General features: G+C 43.2%; 17 protein-coding genes. 8 read left to right on the top strand and 9 right to left on the bottom strand.

Annotated features, from left to right (window positions below):
- The first annotated feature begins 396 nt into the window (after positions 1-396).
- Positions 397-951 carry an RNA polymerase sigma factor gene (locus tag BUB28_RS14715; RefSeq protein WP_072952293.1) on the top strand — a complete coding sequence of 185 codons (555 nt, stop codon included), beginning with the start codon at positions 397-399 and terminating at the stop codon, positions 949-951.
- Entirely contained in the window at positions 938-2,524 is a 1,587-nt protein-coding gene (locus tag BUB28_RS14710; protein WP_072952292.1) for a hypothetical protein, read from the top strand. Before BUB28_RS14715 ends, BUB28_RS14710 begins: the two co-directional genes overlap by 14 nt.
- Before the next feature lie 1,122 nt (positions 2,525-3,646).
- On the opposite strand, the gene BUB28_RS14705 is transcribed toward BUB28_RS14710, so the two are convergent.
- Both BUB28_RS14705 and BUB28_RS14700 read right to left on the bottom strand, forming a co-directional pair.
- Complete coding sequence (locus tag BUB28_RS14705) at positions 3,647-4,048, bottom strand: YolD-like family protein (protein ID WP_072952291.1); 402 nt, start codon at positions 4,046-4,048, stop codon at positions 3,647-3,649.
- A 23-nt stretch (positions 4,049-4,071) separates the two neighbouring features.
- Positions 4,072-5,574, bottom strand: a complete 1,503-nt coding sequence (locus tag BUB28_RS14700; RefSeq protein ID WP_072952290.1) for a Y-family DNA polymerase — start codon at positions 5,572-5,574, stop codon at positions 4,072-4,074.
- A 342-nt stretch (positions 5,575-5,916) separates the two neighbouring features.
- On the opposite strand from BUB28_RS14700, the gene BUB28_RS14695 reads away from it, so the two are divergent.
- The 5 genes from BUB28_RS14695 (at position 5,917) to BUB28_RS14675 (ending at position 13,092) form a co-directional block, all read left to right on the top strand.
- On the top strand, positions 5,917-7,554 hold the full coding sequence (locus tag BUB28_RS14695) for a hypothetical protein (RefSeq protein ID WP_072952289.1): 1,638 nt from the start codon (positions 5,917-5,919) through the stop codon (positions 7,552-7,554).
- A 164-nt stretch (positions 7,555-7,718) separates the two neighbouring features.
- Entirely contained in the window at positions 7,719-8,327 is a 609-nt protein-coding gene (locus BUB28_RS14690; protein WP_072952288.1) for a response regulator transcription factor, read from the top strand.
- On the top strand, positions 8,303-9,517 hold the full coding sequence (locus BUB28_RS14685) for a sensor histidine kinase (protein WP_072952287.1): 1,215 nt from the start codon (positions 8,303-8,305) through the stop codon (positions 9,515-9,517). The genes BUB28_RS14690 and BUB28_RS14685 overlap by 25 nt, the downstream gene beginning before the upstream one ends.
- A 170-nt stretch (positions 9,518-9,687) precedes the next feature.
- Positions 9,688-10,362 (top strand): ABC transporter ATP-binding protein, encoded by a 675-nt coding sequence (locus tag BUB28_RS14680; RefSeq protein ID WP_072952286.1) that lies wholly within the window; start codon positions 9,688-9,690, stop codon positions 10,360-10,362.
- 12 nt (positions 10,363-10,374) lie between these two features.
- Complete coding sequence (locus BUB28_RS14675) at positions 10,375-13,092, top strand: ABC transporter permease (protein ID WP_072952285.1); 2,718 nt, start codon at positions 10,375-10,377, stop codon at positions 13,090-13,092.
- 382 nt (positions 13,093-13,474) lie between these two features.
- On the opposite strand, the gene BUB28_RS14670 is transcribed toward BUB28_RS14675, so the two are convergent.
- Complete coding sequence (locus BUB28_RS14670; RefSeq protein ID WP_072952284.1) at positions 13,475-13,966, bottom strand: GNAT family N-acetyltransferase; 492 nt, start codon at positions 13,964-13,966, stop codon at positions 13,475-13,477.
- 209 nt (positions 13,967-14,175) lie between these two features.
- Between BUB28_RS14670 and BUB28_RS14665 the strand changes: the two genes are divergently transcribed.
- A complete protein-coding gene (locus BUB28_RS14665; RefSeq protein WP_072952283.1) occupies positions 14,176-14,598 on the top strand; it encodes a hypothetical protein in 423 nt (140 codons plus the stop codon).
- 82 nt (positions 14,599-14,680) lie between these two features.
- Here the strand turns inward: BUB28_RS14665 and BUB28_RS14660 are convergent, their stop codons facing one another.
- The 6 genes from BUB28_RS14660 to BUB28_RS14635 all read right to left on the bottom strand — a co-directional run bounded on the left by BUB28_RS14660 (position 14,681) and on the right by BUB28_RS14635 (position 23,497).
- Entirely contained in the window at positions 14,681-15,334 is a 654-nt protein-coding gene (locus tag BUB28_RS14660; RefSeq protein WP_072952282.1) for a type II secretion system protein, read from the bottom strand.
- Positions 15,335-15,509: 175 nt separating this feature from the next.
- Entirely contained in the window at positions 15,510-16,331 is an 822-nt protein-coding gene (locus tag BUB28_RS14655; RefSeq protein ID WP_072952281.1) for a class C sortase, read from the bottom strand.
- Positions 16,332-16,425: 94 nt separating this feature from the next.
- On the bottom strand, positions 16,426-18,198 hold the full coding sequence (locus tag BUB28_RS14650) for an isopeptide-forming domain-containing fimbrial protein (RefSeq protein WP_072952280.1): 1,773 nt from the start codon (positions 18,196-18,198) through the stop codon (positions 16,426-16,428).
- Between the two features lie 72 nt (positions 18,199-18,270).
- A complete protein-coding gene (locus BUB28_RS14645; RefSeq protein WP_072952279.1) occupies positions 18,271-22,530 on the bottom strand; it encodes a fibro-slime domain-containing protein in 4,260 nt (1,419 codons plus the stop codon).
- A gap of 26 nt (positions 22,531-22,556) precedes the next feature.
- Entirely contained in the window at positions 22,557-23,126 is a 570-nt protein-coding gene (gene lepB / locus BUB28_RS14640; protein ID WP_072952278.1) for a signal peptidase I, read from the bottom strand.
- A 14-nt stretch (positions 23,127-23,140) separates the two neighbouring features.
- Complete coding sequence (locus BUB28_RS14635) at positions 23,141-23,497, bottom strand: DivIVA domain-containing protein (protein WP_072952277.1); 357 nt, start codon at positions 23,495-23,497, stop codon at positions 23,141-23,143.
- Positions 23,498-23,572: the final 75 nt, after the last annotated feature.

The following is a 23,572-nucleotide window of genomic DNA, read 5'->3' as shown; positions in this document are numbered from 1 at the left end:
TGTATTCGTGCTCCGCGATATTACGCAGTTTCCCATAAATACTACATATCATTCTGCACAAATAAGACTAACTAACAGAGCAAAAATTGAACAAAATATAAAAAGTCCGCAAGAAATGAAAAACACGATATGCTGCAAATGTCGGCTTCAGGTGCCTCGTGCTGAGTGAACAGTGAACAGATAACAGTAAGCATTACAGATGCGGCGACCGCTAAGCACTGATAACTAATCAGTAATAACTATTGACTGTTCTTCTCATATGTGGTATCATTAGAAATACCACAGATTAATGGTATCTGAAATGGTATATACTGTTAATTGGTAATTTATATGAGAGAATAGTCCTGCTCAAACGTCTAAGTAGTGAGAGGACATTCCTTTGGAAAGGGGGAGCTCATGGATAACGGTGCAAGTAGCTACCGCCGTTACATTGACGGTGACGACAATGGATTAGTCGAGCTGGTCCGCGATTATAAAGACGGTCTTATCCTCTACCTCAACGGTATTACAGGCTCCCTCAGCCTTGCCGAAGAGTACATGGAAGATACGTTCTTCAAACTTTCCGTCAAAAAACCTAAATTTTCAGGGAAATGCACCTTCAAGACATGGCTGTACACCATCGCCCGCAATGTGACTATTGACGCATTGCGCAAAAGATCGCGTATTTCCGATACACCCGCAGATGAATACTACGATATCTCCGATGAGAGGAATATCGAACAGGATTATCTGAAGGAAGAACAAAAGATCTCGCTCCATAGAGCTATGGAGACTCTCAGCTCCGATTACAAGCAGGTGCTGTACCTGACCTATTTTGAAGAGCTGAGCAATACTGAGGCTGCAAAGATAATGCACAAAAGCAACCGTCAGATTGAAAATCTCCTCTACAGAGCAAAGCTTGCGCTGAGATCAAAGCTTGAAAAGGAGGGCTTTGAGTATGAAAGACTATAAAGAGATCGCTAATAGTATTTTTCAGCGCAGAGAAGAATATCTGAAAGAAAAGAAACGCAAGAAGGCTCTGTTCATCAGAAATGCCACAATAGCCCTCAGCTGCTGCATAATGATAGCTGTAGGCATAGGCATATGGAATATCGATATGCTCAGAGATATCAAACCTTCTCCAAATAAAAATGATTATACCGCTCCTTCTCCTGTCTTAACAACAGTTGAGACAACTGATTATAATGATATAACTACAGAAACCACCGCCGTTACATCGGCAGATGATATTCTGATAACCACAGCAGCTTCTTCTGCTGCATCTGCGCAAAGCGGAACTGCCGACGCAAGAACCACCTCCGCAGCAAGTCACAGCAGCTCAGGCAATGTGACTACTAAAAAATCAGACAACAACAGCAGTGTTACTACATTAAGAACTACGGCTTCCAGCATTGAGATAACTGCTTCAAACGGCAGTCCGAACCATAACGTAAGAACTACCTTACGCCATTCATCAACGACAACACGAACATCTTATGTGCGCACAACAACTACGGTCCGTACATCTCTGCGTACATCTACGACGACCCGTCATGCAACAACGACTGCTTCAAAAATGTCCGAGCCTGTATATACACGCACCACTACTGCTGTATACACAAGACCTGCGTATACGACGACTACTACAATGCGCTCTCCTGTTCTTACCTCTACTACAGCGTTATATACCAGACCCGCATATACGTCCACTACCACATGGTATTCGCCTGTTGCAACGTCTACCACTCGTGTATACACAACAGTTCCGGCGACATCTACGACTCGCGTATATACGACCACGCTGGCATACAGCTTCACCACTCGACAGATTCCTGTGGCAACAAGTACACCTCCATGGGCTACCACCACTGTAGTGAAGACTTCGACAGCAGCACCTGATATCCCGGCATTATCTACAACGACTCCTATATCTGAGACACCTCCTGCAACGACAACGATACCTTATTTTATATACATTGATCATGTTGGATTTGATGTCCTTGATGACCGTATACCCGATATGTCATTGGTAAAGAGCTATATCACCAGCGTCGATACAAAAAGATATTCCTGTGATATATACGGATATATGGACTATGATCCTTATTTCCTGTGTGTAGCGGTGTTCGCTAACGGCGAAGCACGTTTCCTGAATTCAGAAACGTTTGATCCCGATTCTATCGGCGAGCTCATCGACACAAGAGGCTTGTGGAACAATCTGAATATAACAGGATATCTGGACAAGGAGCTTGCAAAATATCAGCCCTATTCCAATAAGGACAGTATATACGAATTCCTTGATACTTACAGGGATACGCCGTCCTATTTCGATTATCCATACGATGACAGAAAAGACATATTATGCTCGCTGTTCTTTAACGTTGCTATTTCGGAAGATGATAATGTTCCAGCATTTTCGGGTGTAATGTACCTTCTTGAAAACGGCAAATTGGAAATCGTTATGTCAGTTGAGCCTATCGAGTTCCATTTCAAATTTGAAGTCGGAGAACAAGCAATAGCTGAACTTCGCAGTATGCTAAGGTAAAATGTTTAAAAAAGCCCGCACTGACCGCAATATTCGGTCAGTGTGGGCTTTTTTCGCAAATTCTCTTCATTTTGTCCACCAAATATTTCTTTTATAGGTTGTTATCAATTCACATTTTATTTATAATAATGTTATAGCAAATAGGCTATAAGGGATATTAAAATTTGGAGAGATCTCCAAATGTGATTATCGCTGCTGCTCAATGCGGCAGCGGTCTATCACACTGTTCCCACAGCAATGATCTGCGGGAGCCTTTTTCAGTGCAATTCATGCAAATACGGTCTGTCTCAGTTCAAGCGGAGAGATATTTCAGGCACATATCTTATAATGAGACACCGATATTGCAGCAATCCTGAGGGCTGATGTGGAAATAATCAGTCGGATGAACCTGTTACCCCTCCCATAAAAACAGTTCCCGAATAAAACGGCTGTTATTTCCACGACACCTCTGAGGACGCTCCTATCTTAACTGCGATTTCGTACTTTCTTTGCAGAAACACGCAGATCATGCAGAGAAAGTCAAAATATGTACACTCTGTCAAGGCTGTGTACACTTGAATATCCATTTTCAAGTTATTTCAGGAGGGTTCCGAGCTTTCCCGATCACGAGACTCGTGAAAGCAATGAAGCTTCTGTATCGGCGAGGCAAACGGCACGTTTTTTCGGGCACAAAGGCTGACGGCCCCTCTCCCGTCACCTTTGTCCTCGGCGGTATTACCTGCAAACAGAGTAAAATGTTACAGACACAGTGATAATATAAACACTCTCACCTGCCATTGGCAGGTTTTATATCGGAGTTAAGTCCTGCCGTCTTTCAGGCAGGCAGCAGCATTGCCTCGACGATGCAATACAAAGTCAACAGACCCGCAGGCGGGGAGGCTCTGCACTATACTCCCCTGTCCTGCATTCGGGTTTGCTGTTCCCTGTTTATTCGACAGGATAGCGCGAATATCAGGGACATACGCAGTATCACGCAGAGATCGTAAAAAAGCATTTTTACAAAGACTATAGGCGGTCTTTGTGATATATTGTAAGTAATTCCTTTGCTATCCATATCCTTTTGTAAGAGGGCAGATCAGAACAGTCTTATCTCCGATTGGGCAGGGATAGGGCTGTTGCTCTTTATAGGGATATCTTTATGATATCATCAAGCGGTATGCGCATACCGCCGCAGAAAACTATCTGCCGTGTTGCTTCCTCTATGAAGCGCACATTCCCCGTAACGGTCATATACCGCCCTCCCGATTTATGCTTATCGGGAACAAAATAGGTTATCTCGCAATAAGGCTCTGAAGCGATACGTGCGCTGAGGAGCTGTATTTTTTTGTTCAGCTCAGCCGCTTCGTCCTCGGACAGCTCGGCTTTTGCATCTGTACGCCTTGCGGATTCGTCAATAGCGTCCTCATAACCTGTAAGAGCCGCAAAGGGCGCGAACTGAGCCGCACGGTTCCTCCGCGGCATCTGCGCCCGCGTCTTTGAGACATGGTGCGGCATATTTATTATATCGTCATACTGTCCCGACATATTAAAGCCTCCTTTCCGAGATATCAAGCTCTGTGTCCGCCTATCTGACGGTTGCGCAGCCGTGCTGTAGCTCCGTCGCAAAAGTTGCTTCCGCGGAGTACTGCGTTCTTGCCGTATCTCTCCTTCATTTTCAGCATAGCCAGCTGTAGATTTTTCTCGCGCATACGCTCCGCCTGCTCCTGCTGACGGAGCTTCTCATTTTCCTCGGGATCGGAGAAAAAATCCAGCTGTATCATCTCCTCCCTGACCGAGCCTTCGGGCACTACCCTGTTTGCGTTTACGGTTATCCTTCTCACCAGCAGGCGGCTGTCCGTTATGCGGTCAAAAAGCTTCATCATGGCTTCGGTTATGAGCTTCGACGAAGCTGTGGGCAAGTCAAGGTTCGCCGTGCCGTGAGCATGAACAGGCACAGCCCTGCCGTAATGGTCAAGAGTTACCTTGCCCTCATAGCTCCGCCTTATATCCTCGTTTTGCAGATTTTTTACATCATAGCCCACAGTCAGGGTGAGCTGGTCTGTGACAAGCCCTTTGCTAAGAAGCTCCAGCGTCAGCATATCCGCCATTTCCCACGTTATGAGCCGAGCCGTTCTGCACTCTGTAGCCTCCTGCAATACCTGTCCCGAACTTATACTGTTAGTCTCGGGACGGTAGCTTTTCACATCTGCAATAGTACATGGCTCCCACCCCCATGCGTGGTCGATAAGGAGCTCCGCATTGACTCCGAACATCTTATACAGCGCTCTTTCCCCGAACTCGGACGTTGAAAACCTTGCTATATCTCCCATTGTAAATAGTCCGCAGTGCTTCAGCCTTTCCGCATAGCCTCTGCCCAAGCGCCAGAAGTCCGTAAGGGGCTGATGCTCCCACATAAGACGGCGATAGGACATTTCGTCAAGCTCCGCGATACGAACTCCGTCCTTGTCCGCAGGCATCTTCTTTGCAACAATATCCATAGCTATCTTGCAAAGGTACATATTAGTTCCTATGCCTGCTGTAGCGGTTATCTTAGTGGCTTTCAGCACATCTCTTATCATGGTCATGGCAAGCTCATGGGCAGTCATGCCGTAGGTGTCAAGATAAGCAGTAACGTCGATAAATACCTCGTCAATGGAGTAAACGTGTATATCCTCTGGAGCAACGTATTTAAGATATATCTGATATATCCTTGTGCTGTAGCTTATATACAGCGCCATTCGCGGAGTCGCCGTTATATAGTCCAGTTCAAGGGACGGATCGGCAGCAAGCTCGCTTGCAATGCAGGACTTGCCCCTGAATTTTCTCCGCGGAGCTTTCATTCTCCGCATATCATTTATCTCTGCTGTCTTTGCGACCACCTCGAACAGTCTCGGTCTTCCGGGGATACCGCAGGCTTTCAGTGACGGCGATACCGCAAGGCATATGGTCTTATCGGTGCGGCTCTTATCCGCAACCACAAGATTTGTGTCAAGGGGATCAAGACCTCGCTCAGCACATTCTACCGAAGCATAAAAGGACTTCAGATCAATAGCGATATAAACTCTTTCCATAGCCGCCTCCTTTAGAACGTTTGTTCTTTTTATATTATATCACTCAAATCCATTCTTGTCAATACCCTTTCCCAACTGACAGCTTCACTATTAATTTCACCTGTTTTTGGACATTTTAAACAAATACAAACTTAAATAATCTCCCAATAAATTACAGAAGGTATTGACACATATGCGAAGAAATGATATAATTTTTCTGTGGGACTACTGCGGGGGAATAAACACTGAGTCCGCTTTCATACATACAAAAACTGACTTACATTTCGCTTTTTAGCGAATATCGTAAATTATCCGGTACAACGTGTGTTATGTCCCGATCTTAATTTTAGGGAGATGTGTAACATGAATCAGGATTCAATTTCATTTGACCTGGGCTGTAATTTCGATTACAAGCTATTTGATTTTGTCGATCAGTACGACAAAAAGCACGCTATCACAAGCTTCTTCGGAAAGCTTAAATTTGACGGACTTCCGGGCGGACGTACCGCTTCTATTATCCCTGACTTCACACTGGATCAGCTTGCTGATTATGTCAAGGAATGTCAGAAGCGTGATATCACCTTCAATTACCTCATAAATCCGCTTTCTATGGATCAGAACGAGATAGACCCTGTTGTGGGCAAGAAGATACGTGATTTTATCCACCAGATGTACGATCTCGGCATAAGAGCATTTACTCTTAATTCGCCTATCCTTATCAAGTATGTAAAGAGAGAATTCAAGGACGTTTTCGTAACACTTGGTCTCTATGCTTATCCTACAACTATCCAGCATATCGAATACTGGCGCAACTGGGGCGTTGACGAGATCACTCTCGATCACGGATTCAACAGAAAGTTCGATCTGCTCAGAAAGGTTCTCACACAGTACAAGGATACAGACCTTCATCTCCGTGTAATAGCTAACAATCTCTGCCTCAGAGAATGTCCATTCCGCCTTGCACACGGCTGCTTCGTAGGTCACTCAGACCCTGAGCTTTTCTCAATGGATTATTCACTTGTAAACTGTGCATATAAGAAAGTAACTCACCCTGCCGCTATACTTACAGCTGAGTTCATTCGTCCTGAGGACGTTCACTTCTACAGAGAGCTTGCTGAGGAGACAGGCAACAAGCACTTCTCTATCAAGCTCATAGACAGAACAAGAACAACCGATTTCCTCGAAAGAGTAGTAAAGAGCTACATGGCAGAGTCCTACGACGGAAATCTTCTTGATATAGTAAACTGGCCACAGGCTAAGACAATCGCAACACGTCCCGATCAGGCTAAGGAAGGTCTCAATGTTGGTGCAGGCGGTCCTCCCGCAGGTGTACCAATGGGTGCAGGCGCACCTCCTATGGGTATGCCTCCAATGGGCGCAGGCGGTCCTCCTATGGGTATGCCTGCCGGCGGTCCTCCTCCGTGGGTAATGGAAGGCAGACCTCCAAGACCGGGCGAGCCTGAGGAATGGGCAAAGAAAAACGGTATAACTGCTCCTCCAATGGGTATGCCACCTATGGGTGCAGGCGGTCCTCCTATGGGTATGCCTGCCGGTGGTCCTCCTCCGTGGGTAATGGAAGGCAGACCTCCAAGACCGGGCGAGCCTGAGGAATGGGCAAAGAAAAACGGTATCACCGCTCCTCCAGCAGGTATGCCTGTCGGCGGTCCTCCTCCAGGAGTACCTAAGATGAGATGGATGGAAAGACTCAAGCCCGAGGCTATGATGGCTTACGGAAGAACTATGCATCTTCCTAAGGTGTATGTTGACAACAAGAAGCTGGACGGCTTCCTTGAGCACTTCATCAATAACAACAACTGCGCAAACTCACTTTGCGTAAACGATATCCTCGAAGAGGGTCAGACAGCTCCTAATGCCTGTGCTCATTGCAGCAACTGGGCTAAGAAGGTCATCTCCTATGACGAGGCTGAGATCGCACAGTGGAAGGGTATGTGTGCAGGTGTTCTTCAGAGCATCGAAGACGGCTCTATCTACAGAGACTGATAATTCATGGCTGCATCGCGGTATCCGCGGTGCAGCTTTTATTTTGGACCTCACATATCAGCATCGGATAATATCTGACCGTACAATTACAGATAAAACTGCCTGATGCTTGTCAAAACTCAAAAGATATGCTACAATAAAGAAAAAAACTCCGAGGTGAACCCATGAACACCATACTTCTTGTTGAGGACGACGAAACTCTAAACAGCAATATCTCCCTCGCTCTAAGGTCAGAGGGATACAACGTTATTGCGGTAAATACCACGGTCGCTGCTGAAAAACACGCTCCCGAGGCTGACATTATACTGCTGGACGTTATGCTCCCTGACGGCAACGGCGTTGACCTTTGCAAACGTATCAGGAAAAAGATACAGACCCCCGTTATATTCCTTACCTCATGCGACGACGAAGCAGACATAGTCCGCGGACTCGACAGCGGCGGCGATGATTACATAACAAAGCCATTCCGCCTGAGAGAGCTTTTTTCGCGTATACGCGCAAATCTCAGACGAGTACCCGATGTTCCCGAAATGGAGCTTACCGCAGTTGAACAGAAGCTCCTGAGCTATCTCATGCTGAACCGTGAGCAGTACCTTACCCGTGAACAGATACTGGAATATCTCTGGGACTCGAAGGGCATTTTCGTAAACGACAACACCCTTTCGGTAAATATCAGCCGCCTCCGCGAAAAGCTAAGCAAGACCACGGGCAGCGGCAGGATAGTCACCAAGAGAGGAATGGGCTATAAATGGACAGAACAGACCGATTTATAAACAACCGTGCTCCGCGAAAGCTTCTGCTGGTATTTCTGCTGCTCATATGCATATCAGCAGCCGCCGCTTTCTTCATATCCAAGCTTTGCGCAGACAGGATCGTAAAGGCACAGATAAGTACTCAGCTTTCGGCAATGGGCGGCGGAAAATTCACAGATAAGGCTGACGAAGCATCTATAGCAAAGGCTGAGGAGCTTCTCCGCAGCTACAGTATCGACCGCAGCCTTTCACCCGAAATAATGCACAGCTACAAGACAGTCCGCATGACGGTATTCATGCCTATATTTGTGCTTATGGCTTCCCTGTCGGTAATATGGTTCGTCATAGCTGTACATGAGCTTATGAACATATACCGCGATCTGGAAAAGCTCCGCGCAGACTGCCTTGACGCTGCCGACAGGTCAAACGGAGTTATCGGTCTTTACGGCGAGGACTTAGGCTGTGTACACAGGATATCCGAAGCCGCAGACACTCTCGCAGACCGCATGAACAATCTCCATTTCAGACTCAGCAGTGAGCAGAGATTTCTCCGCGATTTCCTCACAGACCTGTCTCATCAGATAAAGACCTCTCTTGCTGTTGTAAGACTCAACACCGATATGCTCAGCGAGCTGGACAATCTGCCGCAGGAGCACCGCGACAAGCTCGCGGACGAGATACAGCTTAATTTAGGCAGCATGGAGAAGCTTGTTATCGAAGCGATAAAGCTTGCAAAGCTCAATGCAAATGCTGTTGAATACGATATGGAACTCAACTCACTTGCTGAAATATGCCGCATGGCAGTAACGCGTATGTCCCCTCTCCTCAGAAGCAAAGAGATAATAGTAAAAGATGAGCTGTCCGATGATATAAGGCTCAGCTGCGATAAGGGCTGGCTCTGCGAGGCTGTGGAGAATATCATCAAGAACTCCGCAGACCACGCGGAATGTACAGAGATATCACTGGAGCTCAAAGAAAATCCGATAATGATAACCCTTGCACTCTCCGACAACGGCAAGGGCATACCGCAGGCAGAGATACCAAAGCTGTTTGAACGCTTTTCTTCGCGCTCCAACGACAAGACCATGTACAGCTCGGGACTCGGTATGTCAATCGCTCAGAAGATAGTCCGCGCAAACGGCGGCGATATAATGGTGTATTCTGAGGTCGGCAAGGGCACACGGTTTGAATTCGTATTTATTAAAGATTAATCCGACGGTAAAAGCACGGGCGGACACTGTTCGTCCCTACAGTTAAAGGCTTGCATATACTCTTAAATTATAAAAAGCTGAGATTTTTTCTCAGCTTTTTTCATTTTTGTAACATTACAGTAAGATAACCGTGTTAAACTAAAGCTACAATAAGGAACGGAGGTATCATTATGGACGACAACATCATTCTGAAAACCGAAAAACTTACAAAGGAATACGGCGAGGGCGAAAATGCCTTTCTCGCTCTCGACAAGGTTGACTTAGAGGTTAGGCAGGGCGAATTCGTGGCTATAACAGGCGAAAGCGGCAGCGGCAAGACCACTCTCCTCAACTGTCTTGGCTCTCTTGACCGCGCTACAAGCGGAAGCATATTATTCAACGGCAAGGACATTACCAAAATGGACGACAACGGACTGTCCGCATACCGCCGCAAGAGTATAGGCTTCATTTTCCAGAACTTCAATCTCATACCCGTACTAAATGTGGAGGAGAATATAGTTCTTCCTCTCAACCTTGACAATACTTCACCCGATAAGGAATTCCTTGAGGAGCTCCTCAAACTGACGGGACTTGACGTAAAGCGCAATAACTACCCTCACGAGCTTTCGGGCGGTCAGCAGCAGCGTGTTGCCTTTGCACGCGCACTTATCCACAAGCCGAAAATCATCCTTGCGGACGAGCCTACGGGAAATCTCGACAGCAAAAACAGCCGCGAGATAATCTCTATCCTTAAAAACTCTATAAAAAAGTATAATCAGACCCTTATACTCATTACCCATGACGGCAGCATTGCCGCTCAGGCAGACCGTATCTGCCGCATTACAGACGGAGTCCTCTCGGAATAAGGAGGCGAGGATATGAAACATCTTATTTCACTTTCAATGAAGTATATCCGCAGACAAAAACTGCGTACTATCCTCACCTTTATGTGTATAACTCTGTCCGCATTCATTCTTGCAACAGTCTGCGCATACGGAAGCAGTATTTTTTCTACGCTTCTCAACTACACAAAGGACGAGGACGGCTCATATGAGGCGGAGATATCGAGCTGGATAGACCATGCCGATGACCCGCAGAAGGCTCGTGAGACAATAAAGGGACACCCTGTTGTAGAAGATTATTACTGCTACGATATGGAGGTGCTTTTCCAGAAAAACGAAAGAGAGGTAAGCTTCTTTGAGATATCTGACGGCAAAACAAGCTACAGGGTAAAAAATGCGGGATTGACCTCATCTGAAGGAAATATCGAGCTAAAAAGCAGATACGATGACCGTTCCGCAGCTCAGTACGCTAATAACAAGGGTATCTATGTATCTGATATATTCAAGGAAATGGGCTATAAGGAGGGGGACACCGTTACCCTGACTATCCGCCCTGCACTCGCCAGATACGATGAAAATGCCCAGATCATAAAGGATATCCGTGCAGAGCTGAAGGAAAAATACGGCACGGAATATACAGTTACTGATGCAGAATATGAGGAGCTTTCCGAGGAACTGAAAAGCAAAGCCAGCAAGTCCAGTATCTCATCTATTTTACTAAATCAGAAGAATATAGGCACAAATGATGCTCCTCTCACGGATATAACCTACGGCGAGCCTGTGGAGCTTACCTTCAAGATAACAGGCTTCCTTACTCAATCAAATCGTTCAGCCGAGAAATATTTGGATATCCTTAACACAGGCAGCGACAAATTGAGTCTTGCCGAGGTCTATGAAAAGAACCCCGATATAAGATATGAAGATGAGCACGAAGTAAAAATACGTACTACCGACAGCATGGACTATGATGATGCGTTGAAGAAGCTTTTCGGCGACTTGGGCTTTGATGTGGAAAAGGATTATTATGACAACGATGAATATCCTCACTGCCCCAATACATTGCTACTTGCACTTGAATGGAAAAGCTCAGATGCTGTAGGAAAGGTCATACCAATGGCTGTAGTGCCTGCGCTTATCTTACTCCTTATAGCGTGGTTCATTGCAAGATTTGTCATCGACAATGCCTTTGAAATGGCTGCACAGGAGAGAAGCACACATTTCGCAGCACTCCGCGTCATGGGAGCTTCAAAGCTGCAAGTGGCGACTGTAGTGCTTGCCGAGGCTGTATTCTACATATTCACAGCAATACCCCTGGGCATAATCTCTGCAATACTCATATGCCGCTCGTCCATGAATTCATTCAGAAGGATAGGATTCCCCATGTTTGAATTCTCCGCAAAGCCGCTTTTTATCGGTATAGCTATATTCCTCAGCGTCATTGCTGTGCTTATCTCGGCGTATACCTCGGCTATGTGGGTAGCAAGAAAGCTCTCCCCTGCTGAGGCTCTCAACTTCGGCAAGCCAAGGAGCAAAAAGAAAAAGCTGAAAAATTCAAAGTCCAAGCTTGACCTGAACTCAAAGAAGTTCCTCAGACGCTATACCCGTAAGAATATAGGTGCGGCAAAGAGCCGTTTCATCGTTGCGACTATCACAATGGGACTGGGTGTGCTCATGTTCACCTTCTCGGCACTTATCGCGCTAAATTCTTACAAGGAAATGAAGAAAGATATGAACCAGGAAAATATCCAGGATTTCTGGATATTAGGATATTACAGCAATGACCCGAAAAACGCCCTGAACGAGGTAAACAAAACATTCGGCGACAAGGAAATATTCAATGATGTACATATTGAAGCCTATTACCAGCTTACATTCAAATGTCCCGAAGATGCAGACCCGTTGCTGAAAACAGGTACTTCCATACAGGGCGATAAAGAAACACGCTCAGCCTTCGTACATACAGTTGACCGAAAGGACTACGAAAAGGCAGGGCTTGAAAAGCTCATCGGCATGAGCTATGATGAATTTGCTTCCTCGAATGTAATTTTCAGAAACACCTACGATCAGGCTAAAACCGGCGACAGCTTTACAGCTCCAGAAAAGGAGACCTATATCGAATTCTACAGCACAGATACAAAGAAAAAATTTATCGGTGCTGTACGAAGTCAGTTTAGTTCAGGAGGATTTATCATACCTCTTGAAAGTGCCGCTGAATTTGATATGCCTATGGATATCACTCTGACCACCAACAGAGAACACTATGAGGAAGCAGAGAAGATATTCAACGATTTCACAGCGAATAACACTGTTGAGTACTCCCAGAATGCTTATATGGCAGGAACGGGACTTATGTCATTCCTCAAGGCTATAGCAAAGGTGCTCCTCACCTTCCTCGTGTCGATATGGCTGGTGGGTATACTATCCATGATAAACTCGGTAAATACCAGCGTACTCAACAGAAGCCGCGAGCTCATGATGCTCAGAAGCGTTGGTATGACGCGAAACCAGCTGAGAAAGAGCGTACTCATGGAAACTATGATGTTCTCGGCTGTTGCCGCCATAGTCGGCACTATCCTCGGCGTACTTATTTATATCCCTGAATTTGGCGGATCTGTTGAAAAACAGATAGGAACTATCGTTACAGTAATACTACTATCAATATTATTAAATATCATTATCGCTATCCTGTCGGCAATACCTGCAACAAAGACTCTCGAAAAGATAGACTCCATAGCACAGGCAGTAAACAGATAAAGCAAAAGAGCAGTTCGGGAAGAACTGCTCTTTTTTGTGTGCAACTTAAACTCACAGACACTGAGGGAACAATGTCTGTGCAAAAGGGACTGATATTAATTCCCCCTGTGCTCATCACAAGCAACATATCTATAATAATACATCTGAAAGAAAAAAACAATAACTGTGCGTGAAATGCAGTATTTTGAGCGTGAAATGCAATTTTTGTTAACAGCTAATTCATAATTGCACATACAGCAGTATATAACAGCCTCAAATATCGTCTGTAACAGCCGCACAGCATGAGACTACAACAATACGCCCATACTCTCAGACACGTAAAAAACAGCATTACAGACTCTTACAAAGGGTATCATTCGCCTTTCGGCTGATAAGCTCTGCGTTATTTTCTTCTTATATACATTACCTCTTGCAGCTCCTTGCCGCCGATAACAGAAGTCATATGATCCTCGGTATTCACAAAGCCGTGCTTTTCGTAAAAACGACGGGCTCTGTAGTTATCTTCAAGCACCCATATAAGTATAGACGTAAAGCCCAGAAGCTCCAGCTCTCCGATGCAGGCTATGAGCAGCTGAGAACCTATGCCCTTGCCTATATACTCGGGCAGCAGGTAAATAGTAACTATCTCGCCGCAGCTGCCGAATTTTTCCCAGCGTGACGGGCAGAAGCTTGCAGTTCCTACTATCTTGTCGCCCTCAAAGGCGCCTATCTCGATCCTGCCGTTTTTAAGGATATCGCCGCCCCATTTTTCTTTCGGGATACTGTCAAGGTAATCCTGCGGTACTATTCCTTTATATGCAAACTGCCAGCTCTTTTCGTAGATGCTTCTGACAGCTGAAAAATCATCTTCTTCGGTAATATGTCTTATAATCATACAATATACCCCCATATAAAATTATAAACTCATTATAACATACTATTTCTCAAAAATCAATGGGTAATAATACGAATCTATGAATTTGATAAAAATTCGACACAAAAATCGCACAAAATACCTATTTAGCCAAAGGAAGAGCTATATTATACTTGATTTTTTTAATGACTTGTGTTAATATAAAATATAATACGAAAGGAGCGGTGACAATGGGAACATCTTATAAGTACAAATGCGATGAATGTGGATACGAAGAAGAGTTTTTCGTCGGCGGAAGACTTATGACCAAAGACTACAAAAAACGTACAGAAGAAGCAGAAGAGGAGCTCCGCAGTGCCGCACTTTACGGAAAATACGGTGAAAGCATCAGACAGCTCGTAAAGACCGAGCATCAGAAAATTGTCGTAAACTGCGAGACCGATCTCTACCAGTGTATGGAATGCCGACAGTTCTCTGTCCAGATAGCAAAGGAAATGTCCCTTAATCAGAAGGATTTCACATTGAACATAGAATTCAGACATGAATGTCCGGGCTGCCATTCAACACTTTTAAGAAAGACCCGCGGCTCTATCACCTTCTGTCCAAAATGCAAAATGTTTACCGCACAGCTGGTAAGTATAGGAAAATTCTGATACAAACAAAAAAACACGCATTTGCGTGTTTTTTTGCTTATATAAATTAGGGGGCTTTATATAATATATGGAGTGGGGGCTTTTACAATGACGGAAGCGAAACTATGTCGTCGGCAGTACCTCCGATCATGCCTGCAAATATCTCAGATGCCCGCTGATCGTGAAGGTTGGTGCCGCTGCTCTGACCTGAGGTGTTGTAACGCTCACCGTCCTTTGAGTTGGCTGAAAAGGTAAAATCTACCTCGCCATTTCTGTATATTATATTTATCTGGTAACGATACCATTTCTTTCTTGATTTGCATATAAGACCCTTGCACTGATCCTTTTTGAACTTATATTCCTTTATTTCGCCTGTGTTCTTTCCTGCTGACTTAATATATCCGTTTTCTTCAAGGATCTTCGCAATAGCGTAGCTGCTTACACGCACCTCGTTTTGATCTACATATACATAGCCGTGATCATCAGCTTCGTATTTAGTACCGTCCTTATTTACACCTGCTCGCCATGGGTTTTTTGTAAAATACTCTATCCTGTCGGTGTCCATAGCACACTCGACCTGTATCGCTTTACATATAACATCGGCTGCACTTACATCAGCCCTGTTTCTTGCAAGCTCTACATAGCCCATGATGCTCGGAACAAGCATGGCAGCAAGAACACTGATTATACAAATAACTACAATAAGCTCTATAAGTGTAAAACCATTCGTTTTCTTCCTGCTTTCATGCTCGTTCATATGTAACCCTCCCATCATGTAAGGACCATCTCTATGTTTATATAATATCACATTTAGTATAGAATGTCAAGAGGAAATGCCGAAAATTCAAAATTTTATAACATTTTGTATACTTGTAGTATTTATTATATACCAGATAACAAAAGGTTGCTGTTTAACCAGCAACCTTTTCATTTTATTGTTTTTTTTGCTTTTTTCCGCCCTTTATCATAAGCAGGATAAGCAGCACAAGAAGTATCGGTGCAGCTATTATCGGTGCCACAATAATAGGAGAAACGATGAAAACGTCATTTGCAACATATACCTTGTATTCCTCCTCAGTCTCTATCCTTTCGCCTCTGACAAGAAGTCTGTGGGAATTGATACCATAGGGAGTACAGGTAAAAAGTGTGCAGTAATCCTTGCTCGGATCAACCTTCAGATCGTCGATCTCATAGGGCTTCACGGTCTTTATCTGATCCACCTGATATGTAAGCACTTCCGACATTACTGTGATATGGAAAATGTCGCCAAGCTCCATTTTGTCAAGGTCAGTAAACAGTCTTGCACTGGGCAGACCGCGGTGTCCCGACATAACGGTATGAGTTCCCAAACCACCAACAGGCAGGCTCGTTCCGGGAAGATGTCCTGCAGCCACCTGTAATACGTTATCGTCAACGCTGTGATATATGGGAAGCTCCACCTTTATTTTACTGATAGTCAGATAGCCCATTATGCCGGTCCCCGTGATATCAAGGGTATCGTAATAGCCCGGAAGCTTTTGGGGCTCTATAATGGGATTTTCTGCGGAAGCCACTTTTTTGTTGTATTCCCTTGCCGCTTCAAACATTTTATCGCGCTCTTCATCACTCATAGAAGAGGATATTTCATTGTAAGCCTGTATCGCCCTGGACTGATGCAGCGCGTTGATATGCTCGCTGACAGTGGGGTACAGAAGCAGGAATACTCCTATAAACAATGCCGCAAACGGCAGCACCTTGATAATGATTCGCTTCATCAAAAGCTCCTTGCTTTAAAATGGCAGTGCAGCGGAGATGATACCCCGCTGCACAAGCATTTTATATATTTGCTGTGATTATTGATATGTTCGCTTAGTCTTCCTTAGTGCTCATTCTCTTCTTTGTTACGAGAAGAACTACAGAACCTGCTACAAGCAGTCCGCCTATGATGTAGAACAGCTTTGTACCGATACCACCGGTTGTAGGAAGGGTTGCGCCCTGCCTGTTTTCGATCTCTACTTCATATGTATTTTCATCATCTATTCTAATAAATGTAGCTGGAGTTATCGTCCAATTAGGATTGTTAGTTGCTAAACTGCTTCCGTTGCCTATTGTAAATGAAATAGGAGATATGGTGTTATATCCTTCAGGAGTAGTAGACTCTACAAGTGTATATTCACCTGCTCCAAGACCTTTAAATGAGATATATCCGTTAGCATCAACTGTTGCTGTTACAGACTTTTCAGTACCTGAACCAGAAGCAGTTTCTAATGTGCCTGAATTAACAGTCTTCTTATACTTTTGAGTTGTGCTTTCATATTTATCTGATGTTTCTGTTGTAGGAAGATTTAATGTATATGCGCCGGTTTTCAGCTTATAGTAAGTACCATCATTATCTGCTGTGAATGTAACGCCTGATTTTAATACCTGATATACAGGGGAGCCCTTCAAGGTGAATCCAACGCCTGTAAGAGGCTTGCCGTCCTGATCTACCTTCTTGATCTGGACCTCGGTCGTGAAAGTAATTACTTCATCGTTTGGTGTTTCACCCTTTGGTTCACTTGAAGATGGCTCATCAGGAGTTGTTCCCGGAGTTCCAGTATATTCATGATTAGGATCATTGGAATAAATAAGCTTTGCATCATTAGGATTACCGGCATCTGTCAATACAGCATTTTCATTAAGCTTTGCTGTATAGGTAATAACTATGTCATCACCTACTTCAACCCCAGCTGTATTTTTTATGTAATTAAGGAAATCCTCAAATACATATTTAATTGTTGTTCCTGTTGAGGAATTATATGTTCCGGGATTCACATAGTATTTTCCGCTATCTGATGATGTCGGATCATCATCTACAGTCAATTCATGTCCGTCTACTACAACAGAAGTTGTTCCTATATAATCCAAACCTGGAGAAAGAGTATCCTCTACTACATAGAAAAACTTATTATATCCTGTTGTATCAGGAACTTTCAGATTAATGGAATAAGTAATTGTTTCTCCGATAGAAGCTGAATTAGCATCTTTAGCTGTATTAGGATTTGGAGAAACTATCTGCTTATCAAGAGTTGGGAGCGAATGTTTAGAATTAATTGTAGTATCACCTGTAAATTTGAGAATATTTGCACTTCTGACCTTTACATCAGTATTACCGTTTCCGAGAGTACTCTCATCAAGAACAAGATACCAACCATGTTCCAGACTTGACGCTGAATACGATGTTCCAGATTTTACTAAATCTATTGCGTTAGTAGAATCTTTGCAGCTTGCAATTATCTTGGCAAGCTTTTGCAGCTTATCACCGTCAGTTATTTTTGAAAGGACTGCTGCAACAGACTCAGGTGTCGAACCAACTTCCGAAGCAGTAATACCTAAAGCAGCAGCATTAGCACTGTCTGTTAATGCTGAAATCAACGAAGCGGAATTAATTCCATTACCCCAAGCTAAACCTGTAAGCTTTCCTCCTGATTCGGTTCCGGTTATTATCTGATAAGCATTATAATCATGCGCAACAGTATCACTGTCAGTTACCGTAAGTGTTGATGTGCCTGCTGCAACCGCTGTCATGCAAGTTGCTGCCATAGGTGTGATAGCTAAAAATCCAGCTGTCATTAACGCTAAAAATCTCTTATTATTTTTCATATAATTTACCTCCGTTTTTATTAATTTGACTTTGTTGTTTTGATCCGCCGTTTCAGTATTCAGGAAGCCATTTCACTCTCGCCTCCTTTTGCGCCTGTACAAGGCGGATCCGCTTATTATTCCCGTTGCAGTCAGCACAAAGCCCAGAAAATATATCCGTCCTGTGCCGCTTCCCCCTGTTGCCGGGAGCCTGTACAAGATGTATTTGTTTTTTATGATTATAGGATCATCCGCAGTATTTGTCGGAACATAATCGTTCAGATATGTAACGACATAATCATCTCCGAGCGGACTTTCAACAACGTAATATTTATAGACTCTGTTTGAACTTTCATTTAGTTCGCTTTTCGTCCATTGTTTTTTCCAGTTATTACCGGCATTAAGGGTAACAACACTTGGATTAAAATTATTATCTTCCTGATAATCTGCCGTAAGATGAAGCGGCTTAGTTACCGAATCAGAATCAAAAGTCAGCGTATAGACTGCATCATTCTGAGTAAATGAACCGTTATTATTCTGAATATAACCTTCGGGCGTTACAGATATGGCTTTCGATTCTTTAACTTCAAATTCACGAAGTCTGAAAGAATTCTTGTTTTCATCGGCAGATTCAATATATACAAATATGCTGTTTTGTTGTGCATCTATTGGTATAGGGAAATTAGTAACACTTTTTGTAGAATAATTCCAACCTGAAGTAGTATCAAACTCCATAACAGGAATATATTTTGTTTCATTTGCTTTATTAGTGTAGCATAAAGTAAGTTTAAATTTGCTGGAATCAGTCTCAATATTATTTTGAACAGATGCAGAAAAATCATATTGATATCCGGGCTTCAAGTCATGTAAATCCTTCGCCACACTGGAATTTTTTGCTTCTCTATCAGTAATCCTAATGTAATGAAAAACTTGCGACTGAAAATTCTCTTCAATACGTTCAACAGTACTGCCACAAAAGCTATTCCAACCCTTATAACCAGTGTCAGAATTATCATGGCAGATAGTTTCATTATAATTTGAAATAGTTACTTTAGCCGTACCCGCTTCAACATCAATATTCATCTGTCCTTCAACGGCTACGACTTCGTCAACATAGAACTGTGATGAATTGATATCATCAGTTTCAACTATGAGATACATACCATAAGGATTTACCGAACCCGGAAGAGTAATAGTACCCGAAAGCTTTGAAAAACTATTTGCGTCATTTTCTTTTTCATCTATACGATGATAAGCTGTGCCGTCATATAAAGTCAGAACAATTTTAGTCGGTTTTTCAAAACTCCTTGCATATGCCGTAAATGAATATGTATGATTGGGCTTGAAAAGATCCGAATCAAGTCTTTTCTGAGCGCCTCTCCATGACTCCACATTGCCGTTACTGTTTACTCTATTATAAACAACCATTTGATCGCCTTTGGCATATGGATTATTACCTGATGTTCCTATCGTTGCGCCTCTTGCCTGCCAGCCGTCGGTGTCCCATGTGAATGTATCATGGAAAAGTGTAACACTATCATCTATACGGTTATTATCATATTTCAAATGGATTTCCGTATTTTCAGCAATATTTGTAACTTCAAATACACCATCAAGATAACTTATAGCTGTTTTCTCATTACCACTTTCTATTTTAGGATAATCATTATAAGCAAAATAGCGTACACCATTTGGCGGATTAATTGAAAACTCAAGACTTCCATCCACATATGCATTATTTGTTGTCCATTCTCCGAGCTTATTTACGCCGCCCTTATCAAATACCTTTATAGTGACCGAAGCCGCCTTACTCGCTTCATATTCAGCATACTGGCGTTTCAGAGTAACATTTACTGTCGGCTTTACATCAATACTTGCTTCGTTCTCCCACCTTTTCTCAACGTTTATCTGAACATCGGAGGTTGGTGTATTGGTTATGATAAGATCACCGTTATTACTTCTGTAGCTCTCTGCATATCCAGGCGGAACATCCTGTTCTCTGACGCTGTAGGTATAGGTGTGTGCACCATACCTTGTAGGCAATGGCGGAGAGGTATATGTCCAATCGCTGCCGGACAGTTTAAAAGTACGTTTTTTATTGATCGCAACGATATTCTCTACGCCTTTTTCGTCAGTACGATATATCTTGAACTTGACATCGGGTATGGTCTCAGCACTCGGTATGCCTCCTACCCAATCCTTTCTAACCGTTATGGGAGCTTCTTCGTTTATGATCTTGTTTTCAAAATTATAAACATTGACATCGGCAAGAGTATAACCGTTGATATGAGCTTGTCCTTCATTTATCGCCGCTTCTTGTCCGTTTATTATTACTTTTGAATAGATATTTGTATCTATCTCTTTTTCAACGACCATATACTCATTTCCTTCAGGAAGACCATTTATGACCATTCTTTCACCGTCGGTTATTGTAAAAGGATTAGTCAGTCCTGTTCTTTCGTATCTGACATATTCAGCATTGGAATTTGACGACCTATATAAAAGCTCGAATTCATACGTCTTGTTATCATAAGAATTATCAAGATGCGTTCCGTAATCGACCGTTTTCGATACAGTTATCGGCTTTACGGTAGGAAGGTTCATATCCATAGCAAGGTTGGAATAACAGCCGCCTCGCTCAAGATAAAACATTTTGATAGAGTGTTTAGCTCCGGAAGCATCATTCCATGTTTTACTAACATTAGTGAATTTACTTGCTATAGTCTCGACCTTCCACTTAGATTCTGAAGCACCGTCAGTATTTACACCGTTATCAGGCAGAGAAATAGCGCTCAATTCAGGAAGATTGGAATTACTGTTTTTAAGCTCGTTATACGCAACATTGGCAGACTTACCATATAAATTATCCTGCGTCCATATAAGACCGTTGGTAAAGTCTATCATTCCCGCAGCCGGCTCATGTATACCGCCAATGTCAAGAACAAGAACGTCATCAACAAAAACCCACATATCGTCGTCGCCGCTGTACTTGAATATGATTGGTTCTTCTGAATTCTTAATATTGAAGAAATCAGCTTCCATTTTCATTCCGAAGTGATGATTGAAGCCGTTACCGTTATAGTTAGGGTCTCTCCTGTTTGTATCATATTGATCAAACGGAAAGAAACCTATCTTAAACTCACCACCATTTTTATCTCCATATTCTTCATCTGTAAGATTATTATAATCACCTGCTCTATGGTGATCCTTGTTTATAATATGATAAGTGCCGTTATAAACAATAAAGTTATTGGTAGACTGATCAAAATACGCATAATTTTCATCGCTGTTATAAACAAGGTGCTCAACGCCGTTTTGGTTTACTGACTTCAGAAAATGATTTACGTCGGTATAAGATGTCTTGTAAGATGATATAGATGTATCATTTTCATCGAACAGATAAGCAAGATTAGCCCCCTCATCAGAACCTACGACCTTAGGATAACCGTTTACCAATTGATTTTCAACTATACCCTGTACAGGTCTGTTGCCTGATAAAGTTTGTCCATTTGAATCTTTATTATAATCGCCCGAATAATTATTTTTGCTTGGATTATACTTATTATTCTCATCATCCCAATCACGCTTATAGTTCTGATATTCTTCGGTTCCTTCCTTATTAAACGTGTCTATATAGCCTGTAAAAGCGGGTGTACCGTAAGCAAAGAAAAGAATATCATTTCTCGGGTCTCTTCCATAGTTCAAACCGGCTTGTTTTATATTATTATGCACCCATTCATTATTTTCTGAATTCCATGAAATATCATAGTTATTCTGCTCAGCTTCCAGTGCATTTTCGTTTTCATAGTAGTCAAACAGTGTAAACTTGATACCTCTTGCGATATTGTCGATAGTTTGAATAGGTTGAGGGTCCAACTGATCTGCCTGTTCGCCTTCCAACATTCTTACAGAGTCATCTCCGAGCCTGTATACAGGAAGATCGAGCTCTCCCATTTCCTCATCGGGATAATCAATAGAAACTATTTTGCTCTCCTCAGCTTCGGACTGCTCATCGTTCTCGTGAAGCTCCTCATCGGTATAGCACAGCGGTGTGTGCCAATGCTCATCGTGACCGCATACAAGAACGTTCTCGTAGCACTCCTCGGTATGGGTATGCTCCTCGTTTTCTTCAAGTCCGCATACAAGCACTTTTTCATAACATTCATCGGTATGCTCATGTTCTTCGAGTCCGCACACAGGCTCATTGACCATAGTGATGACCGTATCTCGCAGTTCCCAGAGGACACCCGATGAAACAAATATTGATAAAACAAGCAGCAGCGATATCATACGCCGTCGCTTAACACTGTTTTTATGCATTATCTCATAAAAACTGTCGAAATAGTTTTTCATCTATTTCACCGTTCCCCTTTCTTCAATCATTTAGACCATACCTTGAACAGCACCCTTCCTATGATCTGATCCTTACCTATACAGCCTATAGCCGAGCTTCTGCTGTCCACAGAGGTATCGCGCTTATCGCCGAGTATAAAGACCTTGTCCTCGGGCACCTGATACGGGAAATCAATTTCACATTTTCCAAGCTCCTTGTCCTCGACATAAGGCTCATCAAGAAGCTTTCCGTTGACAAAGACGTTCCCGTCAGCGTCTATGTCGACCATGTCCCCTGAAAGTCCGATAACGCGTTTCAGCAGCGACTTATTCTGCCATGAAACGCAGCACATATCACCATGATCTACTTTGTCCGACTTGATAAGGACGAGTATATCCCCTTCCTTCAAGGTGGGCTCCATACTGCTTCCCGCAACCTGTACCACAGGGAAGAAAAGCGTCGACACCAGTACTGCAACTGCCGCAACAACGATAAGTATGGATACAGTACTGAGCATAGTTTTTTTGAATTTTTTTCTGTAATTAATGTTTTTCAGCTCGGTCTCTACCTGTTCCACCGAAGGCATAAATTCCGTAGCACTTTTATCAGCTGACATAATCCACTTTTCCTTTAATCATTATTATTCTTTTCAAAAGCCGACTTTCTTGCTTCGGAAATAATCTTCCTTGCCTTTTCATTGGCTTCCTGTATTATTGCTTCTGCTCTTTTTTCAGCCTGCTCAGCCGCGGTATTCTCGATCTGCTTCATGTAATCGTCAGCAGTCTGCTGTGCAGCCTCAAAAAGCCCGTTGAGCTTTGCAGATACCTCTGCAAGAGAGCCTGCATTGCTTATTTTCATATCCTTTTCCTTCAGCTTTTCGCGGAGCTCTTCGTTTTCCTTAATGAGCTCCTCCTGCTTTTTCTGGTATTCGTAAATAATATATATCAGATCGCTTCTTTTCAAGCGTTTGAATTCCTTATCAGTCATATTGCTTCTCCATAAAAAATTTTTATAACCTTACTAAGATATTTATATTATACCATTTGTTACGGAACTACGTCA

It is taken from the genome of Ruminococcus flavefaciens (assembly GCF_900143025.1).
Classification (GTDB): Bacteria; Bacillota; Clostridia; order Oscillospirales; family Ruminococcaceae; genus Ruminococcus; species Ruminococcus flavefaciens_I.
Note: the sequence above shows the minus strand (reverse complement) of the source record. Positions and strands in the feature narration are given on the sequence as shown.